General features: G+C 47.5%; 15 protein-coding genes. 3 read left to right on the forward strand and 12 right to left on the reverse strand.

Translation table 11 applies throughout. The features are described from left to right. Positions 1-200: 200 nt before the first annotated feature. Positions 201-1,463, reverse strand: a complete 1,263-nt coding sequence (gene murA, locus PJF56_RS18810; RefSeq protein WP_283764244.1) for a UDP-N-acetylglucosamine 1-carboxyvinyltransferase — start codon at positions 1,461-1,463, stop codon at positions 201-203. A 160-nt stretch (positions 1,464-1,623) separates the two neighbouring features. Then, positions 1,624-2,244, reverse strand: a complete 621-nt coding sequence (locus PJF56_RS18815) for a DedA family protein (protein ID WP_283764245.1) — start codon at positions 2,242-2,244, stop codon at positions 1,624-1,626. 338 nt (positions 2,245-2,582) lie between these two features. Here PJF56_RS18815 and PJF56_RS18820 point away from each other — a divergent pair, with 338 nt between their 5' ends. Then, the gene (locus tag PJF56_RS18820) at positions 2,583-2,927 is read left to right on the forward strand and encodes an STAS domain-containing protein (RefSeq protein ID WP_283764246.1); all 345 of its coding nucleotides are present in this window, start codon (positions 2,583-2,585) and stop codon (positions 2,925-2,927) included. On the opposite strand, the gene PJF56_RS18825 is transcribed toward PJF56_RS18820, so the two are convergent. From PJF56_RS18825 to PJF56_RS18855, 7 genes are all read right to left on the reverse strand, one after another. Beyond that, the gene (locus PJF56_RS18825; protein ID WP_283764247.1) at positions 2,904-3,554 is read right to left on the reverse strand and encodes a hypothetical protein; all 651 of its coding nucleotides are present in this window, start codon (positions 3,552-3,554) and stop codon (positions 2,904-2,906) included. The genes PJF56_RS18820 and PJF56_RS18825 overlap by 24 nt on opposite strands. 14 nt (positions 3,555-3,568) lie before the next feature. Further along, a complete protein-coding gene (locus tag PJF56_RS18830; RefSeq protein WP_283764248.1) occupies positions 3,569-4,123 on the reverse strand; it encodes an Npun_F5560 family protein in 555 nt (184 codons plus the stop codon). 71 nt (positions 4,124-4,194) lie between these two features. Next, complete coding sequence (locus PJF56_RS18835; RefSeq protein ID WP_283764249.1) at positions 4,195-6,285, reverse strand: ATP-binding protein; 2,091 nt, start codon at positions 6,283-6,285, stop codon at positions 4,195-4,197. A gap of 61 nt (positions 6,286-6,346) precedes the next feature. Beyond that, the gene (purD, locus tag PJF56_RS18840) at positions 6,347-7,663 is read right to left on the reverse strand and encodes a phosphoribosylamine--glycine ligase (protein ID WP_283764250.1); all 1,317 of its coding nucleotides are present in this window, start codon (positions 7,661-7,663) and stop codon (positions 6,347-6,349) included. A gap of 358 nt (positions 7,664-8,021) precedes the next feature. Next, entirely contained in the window at positions 8,022-8,675 is a 654-nt protein-coding gene (locus PJF56_RS18845) for a hypothetical protein (RefSeq protein WP_283764251.1), read from the reverse strand. Between the two features lie 75 nt (positions 8,676-8,750). Next, a complete protein-coding gene (locus PJF56_RS18850; protein ID WP_283764252.1) occupies positions 8,751-9,569 on the reverse strand; it encodes an MOSC domain-containing protein in 819 nt (272 codons plus the stop codon). A gap of 52 nt (positions 9,570-9,621) precedes the next feature. Beyond that, positions 9,622-10,023 (reverse strand): hypothetical protein, encoded by a 402-nt coding sequence (locus PJF56_RS18855; RefSeq protein ID WP_283764253.1) that lies wholly within the window; start codon positions 10,021-10,023, stop codon positions 9,622-9,624. Positions 10,024-10,279: 256 nt separating this feature from the next. On the opposite strand from PJF56_RS18855, the gene PJF56_RS18860 reads away from it, so the two are divergent. Beyond that, entirely contained in the window at positions 10,280-13,321 is a 3,042-nt protein-coding gene (locus PJF56_RS18860) for an AAA family ATPase (protein WP_283764254.1), read from the forward strand. Between the two features lie 25 nt (positions 13,322-13,346). Here PJF56_RS18860 and PJF56_RS18865 read toward each other — a convergent pair whose 3' ends face one another. Then, positions 13,347-13,751 (reverse strand): hypothetical protein, encoded by a 405-nt coding sequence (locus PJF56_RS18865; protein ID WP_283764255.1) that lies wholly within the window; start codon positions 13,749-13,751, stop codon positions 13,347-13,349. Positions 13,752-13,949: 198 nt separating this feature from the next. On the opposite strand from PJF56_RS18865, the gene PJF56_RS18870 reads away from it, so the two are divergent. Continuing rightward, positions 13,950-14,540 (forward strand): ScaI family restriction endonuclease, encoded by a 591-nt coding sequence (locus PJF56_RS18870; RefSeq protein ID WP_283764256.1) that lies wholly within the window; start codon positions 13,950-13,952, stop codon positions 14,538-14,540. On the opposite strand, the gene PJF56_RS18875 is transcribed toward PJF56_RS18870, so the two are convergent. Beyond that, entirely contained in the window at positions 14,537-15,568 is a 1,032-nt protein-coding gene (locus PJF56_RS18875) for a DNA-methyltransferase (RefSeq protein WP_283764257.1), read from the reverse strand. The two genes, PJF56_RS18870 and PJF56_RS18875, sit on opposite strands and share 4 nt — an antisense overlap. A gap of 169 nt (positions 15,569-15,737) precedes the next feature. Next, a complete protein-coding gene (locus PJF56_RS18880) occupies positions 15,738-17,726 on the reverse strand; it encodes an FAD-dependent oxidoreductase (RefSeq protein WP_283764258.1) in 1,989 nt (662 codons plus the stop codon). Between the last annotated feature and the right edge of the window lie 29 nt (positions 17,727-17,755).

Raw genomic sequence — 17,755 nt, forward strand, 5'->3', positions numbered from 1 at the left:
AGAATAAACTTAGTTTAGCGCACTTAACGCTAAATTGACAACGGAAAGAAATTAACATCACGGCGGTTAAAACCGCTCGTGTCGCATTTCATCCCCCACTTAAAAGATGGAGGCTTTCATGCTCCCGCTATTTTCCCGTAATCTTGAAAATCAAGTTCAGCACCCTTCAGGACTTATTTCTATCAACCGATCGAAGAGGATTAACTGACTTTTTCTTGTCGCGTTAAGCGGGCCCCTAGATGTTGCAACTTGACTTCAAGCTGTTCATAGCCCCGGTCTAGATGTTGTAAATCCTGGATGATGGTGGTTCCTTCGGCAGCTAATCCGGCGAGGACTAAAGCGGCAGAAGCTCGTAAATCTGTCGCTAAAACGGGCGCACCGGATAAAAGGGGCACACCTTTGACAATGGCAATATTACCCTTAACGCGGATATTAGCTCCCATGCGTTGCAATTCCGCCACATGGCGCAGGCGATTTTCAAACACGGTTTCGGTAACCATGCTGTTGCCTTCAGCTAGGGTAAGCAAAGCCATAAACTGGGCTTGCATATCCGTGGGAAAACCAGGATAGGGAAGGGTTTCGATATCTGTGGCTACAATGCGCTCTGCGGGAAGAAGGCGTAATTGTCGCTCTCCCTCTTTAATCACTTTTGCCCCCGTTTCTTCTAACTTGGCGATCAAGGGAATCAGGTGAGAAGCAATGACGTTATTGAGCAGCAGTTCAGATTGGGTAATAGCAGCCGCGACTAGGAACGTTCCCGCTTCAATGCGATCGGGAATCACTTCATAATCGGTACTATGGAGTTGGGAAACCCCTTCAATCCAAATGGTTTTTGTGCCAGCTCCCTTAATTCGAGCGCCCATGGAGCGGCAGAAGTTGGCTAAATCGATCACTTCTGGTTCCTGGGCCGCATTTTCAATGCAGGTTTCTCCCTCAGCTAAGGTCGCCGCCATCATCAGGGTTTCCGTAGCTCCCACACTGGGATAATCCAGATAGATTTTAGCGCCCTTCAGTTTACCCTGGGGAGCATAGGCATTAACGACTCCATGTTCAATTTGCACATGGGCCCCCATGGCTTGCAGTCCCCGCACATGCAGATCCACCGGCCGAGCGCCGATGGCACAACCCCCCGGTAAGGGCACTTGGGCCGTACCCAAACGGGCGAGCAAGGGGCCGATAATAAAGAAACTAGCCCGCAGTTGGCTGACGACTTCATAGGGGGCTTGACCTTGAGTGATGTGGGTGGCATCCAATTCTAGGGTGCTACCATGACGCTGGAGCTGAATGCCCAAGGATTCTAGAATCTGCCCCATACGATTGACATCGACCAGGTTCGGCACATTGCGTAATCGGCAAGTTTGGGAGCAAAGCACCACCCCAGCCATAATTGCTAAGGCAGAATTTTTGGCCCCACTGATTTGCACTTGCCCACTTAAGCGAGATCTGCCTTCAATCCGAAGCATAGAAGGGGTTTGAGTTGCTTCCGTAGCGGGAGCATTGGTTGAAATTACGGTATTAATAGCCCTATCCTCCAAAAATTAAGTAATTCTTACCATCTATGGCAAATTTGGTTTTGATTGTACCGGAAAGTTTTCCAGGATGCTAATCGAATCTCCGGATCGCTTAGGAGTTTTGGGAAGCGCGAGATTCTAACCAGAGGGGAACAATGATCCAGACGATCAGGAGGACGAGGGCGAGGATAGCAAATTGGCCCACCCAAGCGATCAGTTGTTCTAGGGCAATGACGCGGCCGACAAAAAACGCGAGGCTAACCATGACAGTTGCCCAAAGGCTGGCTCCGGCGACATTACAGAGGAGAAATTTAGGATAAGGCATTTCCACGATCCCGGCGATCGGGCCGGCAAAGATCCGCAGCAGGGCGATGAAGCGACCGAGAAAGACGGCCCGAGCGGCATTTTTTTGAAATTGGGTTTTGGCGTTTTCTAGTTGAGATTCAGCCACCCGAAAGAATTGACCCACTTTCAGCAGTAGGGGCCATCCTCCGGTTCTACCGATCCAATAGCCACAACTATCGCCTATCACGGCTCCGGCGATCGCACTGGTGAGGACTCGCCAATAGACCATTTCGCCACTACCGGCTAGAAACCCTCCAACTAGGGTAATGGTTTCACCGGGTAGGGGCAGGCCCGTGTTTTCAAGCATAATGCCCAGGAAGATAGTCCAGTATCCGTATTGACTGGCGAGGGCTTGGATGGTATCAACTGAGAAAAATTCTAAGGACATGCAAACCAGGTAGGGGAGAAGGAGACGTATGGATGACGCTTCTAGAGTGAGCTTTCTTTTGATCTTGGCGTGGAATTTGGGTACTGTCAATCGCTAGTGGGGATCGGAGGCTTCGGGAAAGTTTGCCCCCCCAAGTGAAGTTCCCAGAAAGTGTGATTTTTGGGGCTGACAATTCTCAATTTTCACGCTTATATTAATAAAGTCTAAAGAAGCGATCGAAGAGAGTAAGATTGCTTACGCTAGAGTTCGGTCACTCAGTTTCCGGACTCTTTTGGCTTTAGATCTTGGATGGGTCAACGATTTTTACCTCTTAGGGACTTAACAAAAGGATAACCACAATGACGACAAGTAGAGTAATGGGTCAATTTACGGTTCTTCACCCTCAAGGGCGTTTTGATAACCAGGGGGGCGAACAGATTTCTCGGCAGATTGAGGATATGGCTTCTCAATGTTCCGTCCTTTGTCTAGATTTGGCTGGGGTGGATTTTATGGATAGTGCGGGTTTGGGTAAGTTAGTCTCTGGACTCAAAACCGCTCGCCAGCAGGATTGCCGTCTGGTTTTGTGTCATATTCCGGGGCAGGTGAAACTCATTTTGGATATTGCCAAACTAGAGGCCGTGTTTGAGGTTTATTCTTCCTACGAAGAGGTGTTAGAGGAGTTAACCGGATTGAATGCCGCTTGAAGAAGGCGATCGGATTTGTAGGTCGATTAGGGGGGTTCCGATTTGGCAATACCAGTAACTGGTGAGGAGATCGGGTTCCTGAAGCCCTAAACTCCCTAAGACTGGGGTATCGGGAAAGGGAATGAGGCGATCGAAGCAAGGATCGGATATCCCCCCAAACTGAAGTAGATAAACTCCAGGAATAGCTTCAATATGGCGCAGGAGCTGATAACCCAGTTGGTAGAGGGTTTGACGGGTTTTATCGTCTAAATGTAGGGGTTGATGATAGCTGGAGTTCCTGTTTTCGATGGCTTCACCATAGAGGGGGCCTTTGGCTGTGAGAACCAGGGGTAACCAATGGTTTCCTGTACCCGTCTTATAGCCCCAATTTGTCACGGTTTGCCGTAGGATGTCTAGCGATCGGCAATACTGGTAAACTTTTTGACCTAAAAAGGGAAGCCAATCGGGAATATTTAGAGTTAGGGGACACCACATCACCCCCTCTAAAGGGTTGAGGCTCTCCAGGGATTGAATGCTAATTTCAACTTTGGGTGAAATTTCCTGGATAGTTCGTTTTAATTTTATTGCTAGTGGAGCCGAGCGATCGCTATCTGACTCGACAACGATCTCGACAGTAGAAGGGGACATAATCCTATTACCTATCACCCATTACCGTGGGAAGCGCTATAAGTTTGGCCAGAGGTGATGGGAAAATTGGGTAAATCGATGCGGGACGGGTTGCGAGTTCTCATGGCTAACCGATAGCTGACGCTTTGCAGTTCGGCGTGCAGTTGCCGGTTTTCCCGTTGCAGCATAGCCACTTTTTCCCGGATGGGTTCCATGCGTTCGGCGAATTTTTGCCGATAGAGATGGGGAAGTTCTTGTACGACTTGTTCGAGCATTCCGGAGCGATCGCTTAATTCTTGCACGGACTGACGCAGTTGATAGATTTCGCTATCGCGCTCTTGTATTTGTTCTTGATAAAACTGTACCTGCTCCTCCACCCTTTGTAACTGCTCTTGGAGCGATCGCAAATTTTCCGTTTGCTCTGCTAACCCAGTTTCTGCTGGAATAAAGGAAGCATTCCCTTTGACTAAGCGAAAAAGTTCTTGAGATAACTGTTGTACCAATTGGTCTCTTAAAGTTAGCTCTTCCCGCAAGCGCGTCATTTCCGCTTGAAATTCCTGAAGGGTTTCCGAGTCAGAAGGATGGGTCATGTTTGGGTCTCCTTTGGGTAATTAGGGAATCGGGAATGCCCTTCGACTCCGCTCAGGGCAAGGGGCATGGGTTATTTTTTGAGGGGAGATCCTCCATACACCGGTTCTAAGGAACTGAGCGATTCAGAATCTAGTGCTTCCTCATACAACGCCAGATCGAACCAAAAGGTTGTCCCCACTCCCACTTCACTGACCAATTGTACACGACTATTATGTTTCTCAATAATATTGCGGACAATGGATAATCCGAGGCCAGTTCCTTCTAAGGTATGCACCCGATTCTCGACGCGATAGAAGCGGTCAAAAATGGCGGCTTGATCTTCGGCATCAATGCCGATTCCGGTATCGGCTATTTCAATACGCACGACTTTATTTTTGCCTTGGGGACAATAGGCACGAATCATGACTTTACCTTCGGATTCAGTGAATTTGAGGGAATTACCCACTAAGTTCGTTAACACTTGCAACAGGAGATCGTAATGGCCGAAAATTTTCGGTAAGTCGGTTTCGATCTCTTGGAGCAGTTCAATTCCTTTATCTTTGGCGTTGAGTTGATAGGTGCGGAGGGTTTGTTCGATCAACTGTCCCACATAGACGGCATCGAAGTGATAGGTGCGACTCGATTCTAGGCGAGATAAATCCAATACATCATTAACTAAGCGAGTGAGGCGATCGGTTTCATGATTAGCGGTTTCCAGAAAATCTCGGCGCTCCACGTCACTGAGTTCTTCCCCATATTCATAGAGGGTTTCTATAAATCCTTTAATATTAAATAAAGGGGTTCTCAGTTCATGGGAGACATTACTAATAAATTGGCTTTTCGCTTCATTAAGTTCCACTTCGCGGGTAATATCTTGAACCGTCATGGCAATGCCTTTCAAATTACCAATATTACGAGCATCTACACTCGGTTTAATGTTATGCTCATAGAGAACGCATTCTTTGGCTAAGGGGCGTTCGGGGACGACACAAGTATCATTTTCATCATGTAAACAGTCTTGACATAAAGATTCTTCGCCCGTGGCTCGATGGGATAGCACCGTAGTTAATAAAATCCTCACGGTGCGCTTAACCGGTTCGGTTAAGGTGATGCGAAATTCATGGACTGAAGTTCCATCAGCTAGGGAAAATTTACCCTGGATAATTTCATAAAGGGGGCGGGTTAATTTTACTTGTATGGGGGGCGGAACATAGCGTAAAACATTTTTACCAACGATGGGTTGTCCTTCCCAATCAAACATGCGACGGGCATTGGGATTAACTAAGATAATATTGAGATCGGTATCTAATAAAATGGCTCCATCGGCAATGGTGGAAACCAAGGTTTCTAACTTGGCTTTTTCGGCGGTTAATTCTTCAATATTTTGTTCTTCGTAGCTCTCTAGCCGTTCAGCCATATCATTAAAGCTACAAATCAGTTCCCCCAATTCTCCCCCCAAGGGTAAGTTAATGCGCTGATTGAAATTACCGGCGGCGATACTTTTCACTCCGGTTAAGAGTTCTTTAATGGGTTGGGTAATGGCGAGAGCATTAAAGACTCCACCTAAGATGACCATCGACCAAATGGAGACAAAAACGGCTAAGGTAACATCGCGGGTAAGATTTGAGGAGGTGACGACGGTAGGATTCGGATTAATTCCGATCGCCAATACCCCTAGATATTGGTTTTCGTGCATCAGGGGAACGAAGACATCCGTGACTTCCCCATCGGGAGTTTGATGTTGGCGCACCAGGGGAATTTGGGAGGAAGTCATGTAATTTTCCGGTAGCTGAATGCGCCGTTCGATACTCAGGGACGTTTGTACTTCTGAGTCCCAGAAGGGGAGGCCAAAAAAGAGTCTACCGTCTTCGTCTGCGTAGAGCAGATAGCGAATATTGGAGGTGCTGTTATAGAAGCGCTGGGAAAACCGGGCCACTTCTGTGAGGTTATTTTCGGCCACGAGGGGAGCTACGTTCGAGGCCAGCAAAAGTCCCAGGTCTTGGCCAAAGCGGGTATCATGGAGACGAGCATCGAGTTGAATGGTGTTGACGGCCCAGAAAGTCAGACTGCTCATGATCAGCGATACCGCTAGGGTAGCGGCTGCCATGAGTCGGGTTTGCAGAGTGAATTCTGACCACCAATGGGCGATCGCTCCTTTAAAATTTTTCAGTAAAGCCACCATAATATCGATACATTGAGCTGAAGACCTACAGTTATTTTTTGGGGATTGTTTCTATTATGGGTTATGGGCTATTTTTTTGCCGCACGCGATAGCCGATATCTCGACGGTAGTATAACCCCTGAAAGTAAATCGAGGCGATCGCCTGATATGCTTTTTCAAAGGCCAGATCGTGGGTTTCTCCCACCGCAGTCACTCCTAAGACGCGGCCACCACTGGTCACGGGCCGATTATCCTTTAAGGTGGTTCCCGCTTCAAAGACGATCGCCCCTTGAGCTTCGGCTACTTCTATTCCAGTAATGGCAAAGCCTTTTTCAAAGCTGCCTGGATATCCATCAGAGGCAGCCACCACACAGGCACACGCTCCCGGTTTCCAGGTAATCTCTTGCTGGGCTAATTGGCCTTGTGCGGTTGCTAAGAGCAGGGTTTCTAGGGGCGTATCTAACAAGGGTAGAATGGCTTGAATTTCTGGATCGCCAAATCGACAGTTAAATTCGATCACTTTGGGATCGCCTTCTGGGGTAATCATGAGTCCAGCATACAATACACCCCGGTAAGAAATCCCCCGTTTTTTTAAGGTTTCCATGGTGGGGATCAGAATTTCTTGGTTAATGCGATCGCGTAAGCGATGGGTCGCATTATCGCTTAATTCTGGGGTCACGAGGGGGGCAGGAGCATAGGCTCCCATGCCGCCGGTATTGGGCCCGGTATCCCCTTCTCCAATGCGTTTATGGTCTTGGGCGCTAATGAGGGGACGGATGGTTTCGCCGTCAGTGAGCGCGAGAATTGAGACTTCTTGACCGGTGAGATACTCTTCAATCACCACTTTTTGGCCGGCTACACCAAATTTCCCCGCAAAGGCTGCCGATATTGCCCCTTCAGCCTCTTCTAAGGTCATGGCGACGGTGACCCCTTTACCAGAGGCGAGACCATCGGCTTTAATCACAATGGGCGCTCCCTGGCTCTGGAGATAGGCGCGGGCAGAAGTTGCATCGGTAAACACGGCGGAAGCTGCCGTGGGAATGGAGGCCTCGCTCATTAGGGCTTTGGCCCAGGCTTTACTCGATTCAATTTGTGCCCCCGCTTGGGTGGGCCCAAATACGGTTAAGTTATGGTTTTGTAGCGCATCAGTGATACCGAGAGCCAGGGGCGCTTCTGGGCCGACAACAATGAGGTCAATGGCGTGGGTTTTAGCATAATTGGCGATCGCCTCAAACTGGTCTACTTGGTCGATCTTCAGGGGCACATTTTCACAACGTTTTAACCGTGCTGTTCCCCCATTACCAGGGATACAGACCACATGCTGCACTTGGGGAGATTGCAGGAGGGTTTTGGCGATCGCATGTTCTCGCCCTCCACTACCAATGACAATAATTTTCACGTTCTGTTATTCAATCACACTCACCTATTTCATTTTAATCGGTAATGGGTAATTGGTTAATTGCCTATAACCCTCTCAAACCATCGTAGTGGATTGTTTCATCTAATTTGATGCATTAGATTTCGTTTGTAGTGAGGGCTTTAGCCCTCTGAACATTTTATATCAAATCCATTTATTTACACTACAGATCGCAATCACTGTAGGGTGGGCAGGAGAAGTGGGCTATGGATTCACCTTAGACAACTCTATCCCTGCCCACCCTACCCGATACTCAACTTCTTTAAGGTTTGAAGATCTGCTTCAAACTCCGCTCGATCGTAATTTAGATAAACCCCTTCCCAAAGACCAATTCTTGAATCTATTTTACTTGTAGATTGTTAAGGATGACATTAGCGCGGGGAGCAAATCCATCGCCCATATCCCCAGGAAAAACAACGGTAACGCGGAAAACCTGTCCTTCAGATTCACCTAAATGCACCGAACCTAAAAGATTTTTTTCATAATTAAAAAAGTTCATGTTCTTTGTCTCCCAAGGATAGGAAAGTGAGCCGTTAGAGGGTTGTTGTTGCCACTCATTGCTTGCAAACACTCCCCAATCTCCAGTGACTCCCGCTTCTAACTCCTCTAAGGTGGTGTTTGCGGAGGGAACAAATACATGCACTCTAGCTCGTAAGGGTTCGTCTGTGGGGAGAGCAGATACAGATAGACCTTGAAGAAGCTCAAAAGATACGCCGCATCCCTCATGGCTACACGCACTCCTGACGCTTATATTTTCAGGATAATAGGTCACCACTCGAATATGGTCTTCCTGATAGAGCTTGAGGGTAATTTCTTGGGGTTCTCCCTCAACAGAGATGGTTTCTGTCTTACTTTCGGGTAAATTGCTGGCTAATTGAGCCTCAGTAGAACTGACCAAAATACTCTCTTGGTTGGGTTCTGAGGCTTCTGGGGCTGTACAGCCCATAATCAATATTAGGCCTACTAGCCACAGGCGATCGCTGGCAAATCTCATCAAAATTTCTCCTTTTTTAACATTATCTATCGTAACCGTGGTAGCTTAGGAAGCCTTGCTGGGTAATGGGCCTTGCTATCCTTTCAATTCCATGCCCACTTCGATCGCACCAAGGGTTTTGGGAATGGCATTGCTGCCAAACATTAGGCCTCCGGGTTGGTTGCGAAACTGGGCCAGAGTTTTCAGGGGTTCCCGTTGGGGGTGGCGATCTCCAGTGGTTTGATCGGTGGTGGTGACGATGCAGCGATCGCAGGGTTTGACGATTGCCAATTGGACTGTCCCCAGGGTTAGGGTTGTCCAGTTGTCCTCAGCAAAGGCTTCGTCGGTATCGATGACAATGTTGGGACGGAAGCGGTTCATGGGAAACTGGGGCGGATCTTGGGGATAGGTTTGGCTTAGTCTGCGGTTCAGCTCTGCTAAGGATGCCGTATTGGTGACCAGTATCGGGTAGCCATCGGCAAAACTGACGGTATTGTTAGGGCTGAGGGCATATTGGGGATTGACGGGACGAGGATGGTGGGGAGATTGATAGACGAGGCGACAGGGACGATCTAAGGCGAGAACCCTTTGAAACCATTGAGCGGCGGGGTCTCCCTGGTCGATGGCCATTGTCTGGGTGCGCCAGACTTGAACGGGCTGTAGCTTGCCCTCTAAGGTGGGTTGGAACCGAAAAGGGTCAAATTTGTCATGTTCTAGGATCAGGGTCTCTGAGTCCCATTTTGCCCGTACTTGAGCCATTTGCGGATAGTCCCGTTGGGTCATGAATTGCCCTTGGGCATTGACGAGCATCATTTGGCGATCGCCCGCTAACCCGTTTGGGGTAACTTGGGCACGGGAACAGGCGATCGCCCCACAAGATTTAACCGGGTAAATATAGAGTTGGGAAATGTGCATTATCGAGACCTTGGCTATTTCTAGCCATTATCTCAGACTCGTTTCGGCTCACCTACTTGACGGCAATTTGTAGGGCGGCTGGGGTTTCGGTTAGCATCGGTTCTAACTGTTGAATTAACAGTTTTTCCCAGTCGGGTAAGTTTTCTATAGATAATCCAGGTAGGGGATAAGCGGGAAGGGCAAATAGGGCTAAACTGACATTTAAGGATAACTGATGCAGAATTTTCACCATGGGTAACTGCCGGTAATACTGCCAGGAGTCTCGTAAATTCTCTTGAGTGTGACCAATATGGAGTAAAATCCAGTTTTCACCATCCTGGCTTTCGGCGACTAAAGCATATAAACCGGGGAACTCTGGTACTCTTTTCCCCATGTCTTCAGCATCACTGAACTGATACGTTACCCAGCCGGTTTGAATCCAGGTTGATAGGTCTTGAGTGGCGGTTGAGTCCATAGAGTTTGCACCTTGGTGGCAATCATTTTCTGTCGTTTCCCTATACGGATTAACCCTTCTGAATCCGGAGTTTTTGAGCCAGGTCTTCCCATGGTATTTCTTTTGAAGATCGTGCCCTTGAAAGATCCTCCCATCTCCCTATGCCCCATTTCTCACAGGGATTGCATCGCTTACCATCAGGGCATACTATTGATAATGAACAAGCTTTTGCAGACAAGAGCTTTTGCAGACAACAGTATAAGGGTGTCCTTTTGGAATGATACCGCTACAATTGGGGCTGAAAAATTTTCTGAGTTATCAGGAAGCGAGCCTAAATTTTAGTCAAATCCATACCGCTTGCATTTCTGGGGTAAATGGGGCGGGAAAATCGTCTTTGCTGGAGGCGATCGCCTGGTGTCTGTGGGGAAAAAGTCGTGTCAATACGGAAGATGACTTGATCCACTACGGAGCGGCGGAGGTTCGGGTGATGTTTAGCCTCATTCAGCATCAGCAAACGTTCCGCATTATTCGTAGCCGTCAACGGGGACAAACGACGAGCTTAGAATTTCAGGTGCAAACGGAAAGCGGGTTTCGTGCTTTGACGAGTCGCAATATGCGCCAAACCCAACAGCTTATTATTGAGAGCCTGAAACTCGATTACCATACGTTTATTAATTCGGCCTATTTGCGCCAAGGGCGAGCGGATGAGTTTATGCTCAAAGGGGCGATGGAGCGGAAGCAAATTTTGGCGCGGTTGTTGAATTTGGAGCAATACGATCGCCTGAGCGATCGCGCGAAGGAAATTGCCCTTGAGCATAAGACGACGGTGGGAGTGTTGCAACCGCAACTTGAGGCGATTGAAAGCCAGCTTACCACAGAAGAGGCGATCGCCCAGGAACTGCAAGAGATCGAGCAACATCTGCACCAACTCCAAGAGACACAAGCGAGAGCGAAACAACAATTGGGCAGTTGGCAAACGCTCCAGCACCAACAACAAACCCTGAATCAACAACGCCAGTGGCATCAAAGTCAACAGGAAACCCTCGATGGCGATCGCCAACGCTTGCACCAGGAGCGAGACAGCGCTAATGCCCAAAAGGAGCAACTCGAAAGCCTGTTAGCTCAAGAGAGTGCCATTACCACGGCTTACCAAAATTTCCAGAACTTACAAGCCAAAGAAGCCCAACTTGCGGCCCAATTTAGCACCTATCAAACCACCCAAGACCAGCTCAACCATCTGCGTCAAACACAAAACGAGCAGCACCGCGCTCTAGAGGATCAACTGCGTCTGACTCAAGTTCAGCTTGAGCATCTGCACGCCCAGGAGCAAGAAGTGCAAGCGATACTCGATCGCCAGCCGGAAATTGAAGCAGCTCAAGTTAAACTCCAACAAGCTCGCGATCGCCTCAATTCCCTCGATCAGCTTCAATTACAAGTCTCTCCCCTGCTCCACCATCGCCAAAATCTGCAAAGTCAAATCGATCGAGCGACGGCTCGGTGTCGAGCTAAACTCGAAGAGTTACAAGCCACTTGGCAACAACTGCAAACCGAACAAGCAGAAACACCGTTATTAGAACAAGCTGCCGAAGATTTAGCCGGACAAATTGCCCAATTAGAGAAAAAACGCATTTATCAACAGCGTGTCCTAGAAAAAGGGCAAGAACGGCGCAATATGATGGAACGCTTGCAAGCGCAACAGCGCAACTACGAAAGCCAACTGGATGCCATTAGTCAAAAACTACAATTGCTCAAACAGCGATCTAGCCCAGAAAAGGGTGACGAGCAAATTTATCCACCTTGTCCATTATGCGATCGGCCCCTAGATGAACACCACTGGCACTTAGTGCAAGAAAAACACACTTCTGAACAACAACAAATTCTCAATCAAATCTGGGTCATTCGCGAACAGCTTGCCACCTCTGAACTAGAAATTAAAGTGTTTCGTCAAGAATACCGGGATTTAGACCGCGAACTTGCTGGGCTGAGTCCCGCCCTAGAAAAGCGAGGACAACTCAAAGCTGTCTTAGATGTTACGGGGCAAAAATTGGCACGTCTGCAACAGTTGCAAACGGAGATTATGGAGTTAGAAGAGGCTTTGCAAACCGGCAGCTATGCCCAAGATCTCTATACTGAACTCCAGACGATGGATCGGCGTTTGCAAAAACTCAACTATGATGAAAAAGATCATGTTCTTGCCAGAGGTCAAGTGGAAAAATGGCGTTGGGTGGATATTAAACGCGGGGAAATTAAATCGGCTCTCAAACAGCAACGGAAACTGCAACAAGAACGTCCAGAATTAGAAGCGCAATACCAACAACTGAGCCGCCGTTTAGAGAAATTACAAACCACGTCTACCCTACAGCGCCAAATTGAAACCTTAGAGTGTCAATTAGCGGAAATGGACTACGATCCAGAGAGCCATCAAACGCTGTTGAATCGCTTGAGGGAGTCGCAAAGTGCCCAATTTCGCTATCAACAATTGGAACAAGCTCAACAACAATATCCCCAAGTTTGCCAGACTTGTCTAGAGTTAGACCGTCGCTTAGAGGATCATCAACAACGGGCCCAGGAATTAGAAGAAAGTTTAGCCAAATTGAATCAAGTTCTGCTGCAAAATCCCGATGCTACGCCTCAAGTGAAGGCCTTAGAGCGACAACTTCAGGATGGGCAACGGCAGCGAGAAGAGTTGCTCTCTCGTCAAGGCAGATTGCAACAGCAGCACCAACATTTGAAAAGTCTTAATCAGCAGTATCAAACGATTAAGCAACAATTGGAGAGCGCCCAGAAAAACTATCGCATTTACACGGAATTAACCACTGCATTTGGTAGAAAAGGGATTCAATCTCTGATGATTGAGAACATTTTACCGGAGTTGGAAGCGCAAACCAATCGGGTCTTGGCGCGGTTGAGTTCTCATCAATTGCATGTGCAGTTTATCACGCAAAAAACTCAGAAAACGAAGAAAGATAAATGGGTGGAAACTTTAGATATTTTAATTGCCGATTCCCAGGGGACTCGCCCCTATGAAACCTATTCCGGTGGGGAAGCCTTTCGGGTGAACTTTGCTATCCGTTTAGCTTTAGCTAAACTTCTAGCGCAACAGTCGGGGACATCTTTACAAATGCTGATTATTGATGAAGGATTTGGTACACAAGACGAGGAAGGGTGCGATCGCCTGATCGCCGCTATAAATGCCATTTCTCCTGAATTTGCCTGCATCCTCACGATTACCCACCTGAAATTCTTTAAGGAAGCGTTTCCGGTGCGGATTGAAGTCACCAAAACGGCTACAGGTTCCCAATTGTCTGTCATGAACTAATGATGGACTAATATAGGCTTTTGTGCTATTCGATCGCCGTCGGCTTCTGAAAGCGGTGGTTAATTCCCGATTCGTTCACTTGCTCTTGGGTGAAAAAATCGCTAGTGCTACCATCAGAGAGCCGAATTTTCATGCGAGGGGGGCGATCGCTGGTGGGAAGATACAATTCGGCATAGGCGCTACACTCCCCTATGAGGGAAGATCGATCTTCTGAAGCAAACTCAAAGTCCACTTCCTCAATCACTGTCATGGCGATCGGATCGTTGTACTCATTGTCGATCCAAACCATCCGACCCACCTGCAATCTTGCATCACGGCTGTTACAATCACTGATTTCTAATTCACTCACGAGGGTGATAGGAATCAGATGCCGACCCTTACAGGAGGCGATCGCCATTAAAAGCAATAGGGCTGCAATCCGCCAAAACATGGAGTTTTCCTTCAGTTGCTTCTCTTACACACACCCATATCCCTTTTCTGTCCAACTGGGAAATTCCTTAGAATTTCCATCGTTAAAGCCCGCGATGATCGCGAACGCTGCTATGGGGTACATTTTGATTCTACGCCAGTTCACTGCCAATTGTCCCAATCCTCACTCCTATACTTTAATCAATTACCCGGACTTGATATGACTTCTCCTTATACAGATCTACCGGTTAACCAATGGCTCAATGTTACTCAAACTCTGGTGGATAATCACCCCCTCGATCGACAAGAGATAGTAGAGATAGTTTTGTCTTCTTGGCAATCCATATTTAATTCTAAGCTCGGAACTCAAGGCTTCCAAATTGGTAAAGATATTTTTCCTAAACCTCAAATTATGGGTTTCTTTTTGCATGAACTCATCCCCTTAGAACTGGAATCAAAGTATCCAGGAGTTTGGAAAGCAGATAAAACCGTTACTGATAAAGATATCGTTTACTTACCAGATAATTCATTTTCCATTGAACTTAAAACATCATCTAATCCTAGACATATTTATGGAAATAGAAGCTATGCACAAAAGACTCGAAAAAGGAAAAAAGTGAAGTCTGGATACTATCTGGCAGTCAATTTTGAGAAATTCTCTAGTGCTTCAACACCGTCTATTCGTCTGATTCGATTTGGATGGCTTGATTCTAGCGATTGGATCGGTCAAAAAGCATCAACAGGTCAACAGTCACGCCTCTCAGCCGATGTAGAAACTTATAAACTTCTAGATCTTTATAAAAAGATCTAGAATAAAGATTGTTGAATATAAGTAGAACTGTTTTTCTTTTCCTCTTGGAACTTTTGAAATCTTGCCACTGCCATTTCACAATAGTCTGGTCTAATTTCAAATCCCAAAAATAATCTGCCCAAACCGATCGCTGCTATGCCAGTTGAACAGGAACCAGCAAATGGATCTAGAATCAGTTCTGTTGGATTAGATGAGGCTTTAATCACTCTCTGAACCACTCCTAAAGGAAATTGCGCTGGATGTCCTGTCCTTTCTTTGGAAGATCGTTTTTTTCCTGTCGTCACTTTAGGAAAATCCCAAACATCAGAAGGGTTTTTTCCTAAAGGATTACAACGATATTTGCCATTTTTTTTCTGATTAGGATATTTGACATTTGGATCTCGTATCTCATCTAGGTTAAAAGTGTAGTCTTGATTATTTTTTACATAGAACATCCATTTTTCATTGCGTGGACTCAGACGATACTTTGTTGAAACACCTGCCCCATATTTCCAAACCACTTCCTGTAATAAATAAAAAGGAGATTTATCCCATAAAAGATAAGGAATGGGGACACACAACCCTTTATCCGGCACTTCTAGATAACCAACATTTAACCAAAATGAACCCTTGGGCGTAGTGACTTGGTAGATCTGATTCATCCATTTAGCACACCATGCAATATATTCCTCTATTACCATGGGCTTTTCATATTCTTTGCCAATATTGTAGGGGGGTGATGTAACAGTTAAATCTATACAGAGATTGGAATGGGATAGTTTATTGAGCAAATCAATGAGATCGCCCTGATAGAGAATAAAGCCAGCATCAGCATAAAATGGCTGGCCTAAATGATCGATGAGTTGCTCTTTGACTGATTGAAATCGACAGATGAGCTGATGCTCTAGTTCTTCAGAAAAAGGCTGGAGTAATTGAGAAGGAGCAACTTGCGTAGATTGGTGGGAATCAATCCCTTCTGAGATGTAAGTATTGTAGTTTTGGTTAGCAATTTTTCTAGAATCGTCTTCAGTTATGGGAACTTTTCGCATTTTTTACAGCAGTTTCCTTTGCTATGAGGTACATTATGACGGTTTTTAACGATAGCTAGAACAGCTCAGAGCTTCCACCAAGTCTGTTGTTTGCTCCCCCTATTCCCTATTCCCTAGCGCGAAGCGCTATAATGCCAGATTTCTGGTCATAGGCGAATTCTACGCCAGTTCACTGCCAATTGTCCCAATCCTCATTGAGAATTGAGGTGTTGGGAAAGGCGATGGGATTGCCTTGATTAATTAACCGTTGTTGCAAGACTTCTAATTGCGGTTCCGGAGCCGGTAAATTATCGACTAATTCATAGGGCATAATCTCGTTTTCTAGGGCAAAAACCACCGTATTTCCGGCTGCTGCACCGACTGACCATTCAAAGGAATGCACCCGATAAGCGGCGGCGGCAATATGGCTGGCGGCGATACTTTTTCCGGCAATTAAAAAGTTATCCAGTTGTTGGGGAATCATCGCTCGCAAGGGAATTTGGAATGGATAAGCCCTGCCTGCGCCTCGGCGTTCTCCTTCGCGTTCTGTATTTCCGGGTTTTTCCGGAGGACTTTCGGTCATGCAGGGGTGAAAGTCGATCGCATAATGACCGATGCCGACAGCATCGGGAAAGATGGTGGAGCGGGTGCGCCGTTGGGGAGGGTTAGATAAGGAGTCAGACTGCAAGACTTCGATCGCCTCTAATCCGGCGATCGCCGCTCGAAAGGCTCGGTATTCCTCTGGCGGTAAGGCTTGCTGGTAATAGTCATCCGTATATCCCTGGCGCGAAATATCGATTTCCCAGATCGTAAAGCCATCCGGGTGGGCCCAACTGGGACGACCGATAATGCGTCGTCCTTCGCGCATATAGGGGTATTTGGAGAGTCCGTGAGCGGTTCCCATAGGCGAGTCTAACCCGGATAAAAAGCGATAATTGGGATGGGGTTCCTTAAATCCATCGCCCAATTGGGAATCCGTGGTTCCCGCCACTAACCAGTAATAAAATCCTAATGCATGTTCTTCCGCCTTGCGTAGGGCATCCACCCGCAAACCTCCCATCCATCCCCCAGGCTGCAATTGACCGGTGGCTTGCAGTTGGTCGCGGGTGTAAATAAAGTTATCAACTGAAGTTCCCGGACGGTAATCATTGCCCCATGTCCAGTTTTGCATGGCGATATCTCCGGGGGTGGGTTCAGTAAAGCCAATACCGCCAAATCGGGTGCTTTCTCCCGTTTGCGGACTCCAGATCCGCCGATAGGTAAAGACTAAATCAAAGCTGGCTAGGCGCTCTAATTCGTAGCTATAGTAAGGGGCATATTGGGGGTAAAACTCCGGCATCTCCTGGGGTTGGGGTGAGTCCATGGCTTCCATGGCGAAGGTGTAGGTAAAGCCTTGGGTGCAGTAAGGATCGCCGGTTTCACTGGCTGAAGAGGGTTCTAGGGGCGATCGCCCATCGATTCCCAGACGATGGGGAACGTTCGTCAGTCCAATTAATTCTCCGGTTTCCGTCGCATCGATGACATACCAGGGGGTTTCCTGGGGCGATGTAAACTCGATAATGGTTTTGGTTAGATCCTCGGAGTCGTCGTAGGTGTAAGCATCTTCCAGGGTTTGAGACAAAAAGCGCGTATTCAGGGGAGGAGCATTAGGTGCAGCTTGGTGTTGAATGGCGATCGCCCCTTCAATCAGCGTGCGATCGCCATTATAATCCAGGTCTTTCACCACCGTATTCGGATACCAATGGAGCGTTCCCTTGCCCCGTTTAGCGGCAGTTTCGAGCATCTCCATCAGGATCAGATGGCCATCTTTGGGCAGAAAACAGGAGACACTCACCCAACACTCCCCCGGATTAAGCTTGCCATACGTCTGGAAGATGCGATCGCGCAACTCCAAATACCCACGAGAATAAAACAATTGCGCTCTCTGCGTCGTTCTCTCATCCAAAGCCGAAGTCCCCTGGGAAGAAATTTGACCCCCCACCCAGTCCGTCAACTCCGTCAGACAAACCGTTTTACCCCCCAGCAGCGCCTCATAAGCCGTTGCCGTTCCCGCCAGTCCACCCCCTACCACCAAGAGATCGCAGGAGACAGTCCGATCCGGTTCCGGAGTCGCCAGTGCCGCGCTCGACGACAATCCAGTAATCAGTAAAGTAGATAGTAATCCTAAGTATTTTTTCATTTCCTTTTGAGGAGAACCAGATAATATCC

Source organism: Roseofilum halophilum BLCC-M91 (assembly GCF_030068445.1).
GTDB classification, from domain to species: Bacteria; Cyanobacteriota; Cyanobacteriia; order Cyanobacteriales; family Desertifilaceae; genus Roseofilum; species Roseofilum halophilum.

Coding starts and splice junctions, on each gene's coding strand:
- murA (WP_283764244.1), bottom strand. CDS start 1,463: ATGCTTCGGATTGAAGGCAGATCTCGCTTAAGTGGGCAAGTGCAAATC.
- PJF56_RS18815 (WP_283764245.1), bottom strand. CDS start 2,244: ATGTCCTTAGAATTTTTCTCAGTTGATACCATCCAAGCCCTCGCCAGT.
- PJF56_RS18820 (WP_283764246.1), top strand. CDS start 2,583: ATGACGACAAGTAGAGTAATGGGTCAATTTACGGTTCTTCACCCTCAA.
- PJF56_RS18825 (WP_283764247.1), bottom strand. CDS start 3,554: ATGTCCCCTTCTACTGTCGAGATCGTTGTCGAGTCAGATAGCGATCGC.
- PJF56_RS18830 (WP_283764248.1), bottom strand. CDS start 4,123: ATGACCCATCCTTCTGACTCGGAAACCCTTCAGGAATTTCAAGCGGAA.
- PJF56_RS18835 (WP_283764249.1), bottom strand. CDS start 6,285: ATGGTGGCTTTACTGAAAAATTTTAAAGGAGCGATCGCCCATTGGTGG.
- PJF56_RS18845 (WP_283764251.1), bottom strand. CDS start 8,675: ATGAGATTTGCCAGCGATCGCCTGTGGCTAGTAGGCCTAATATTGATT.
- PJF56_RS18850 (WP_283764252.1), bottom strand. CDS start 9,569: ATGCACATTTCCCAACTCTATATTTACCCGGTTAAATCTTGTGGGGCG.
- PJF56_RS18855 (WP_283764253.1), bottom strand. CDS start 10,023: ATGGACTCAACCGCCACTCAAGACCTATCAACCTGGATTCAAACCGGC.
- PJF56_RS18860 (WP_283764254.1), top strand. CDS start 10,280: ATGATACCGCTACAATTGGGGCTGAAAAATTTTCTGAGTTATCAGGAA.
- PJF56_RS18865 (WP_283764255.1), bottom strand. CDS start 13,751: ATGTTTTGGCGGATTGCAGCCCTATTGCTTTTAATGGCGATCGCCTCC.
- PJF56_RS18870 (WP_283764256.1), top strand. CDS start 13,950: ATGACTTCTCCTTATACAGATCTACCGGTTAACCAATGGCTCAATGTT.
- PJF56_RS18875 (WP_283764257.1), bottom strand. CDS start 15,568: ATGCGAAAAGTTCCCATAACTGAAGACGATTCTAGAAAAATTGCTAAC.
- PJF56_RS18880 (WP_283764258.1), bottom strand. CDS start 17,726: ATGAAAAAATACTTAGGATTACTATCTACTTTACTGATTACTGGATTG.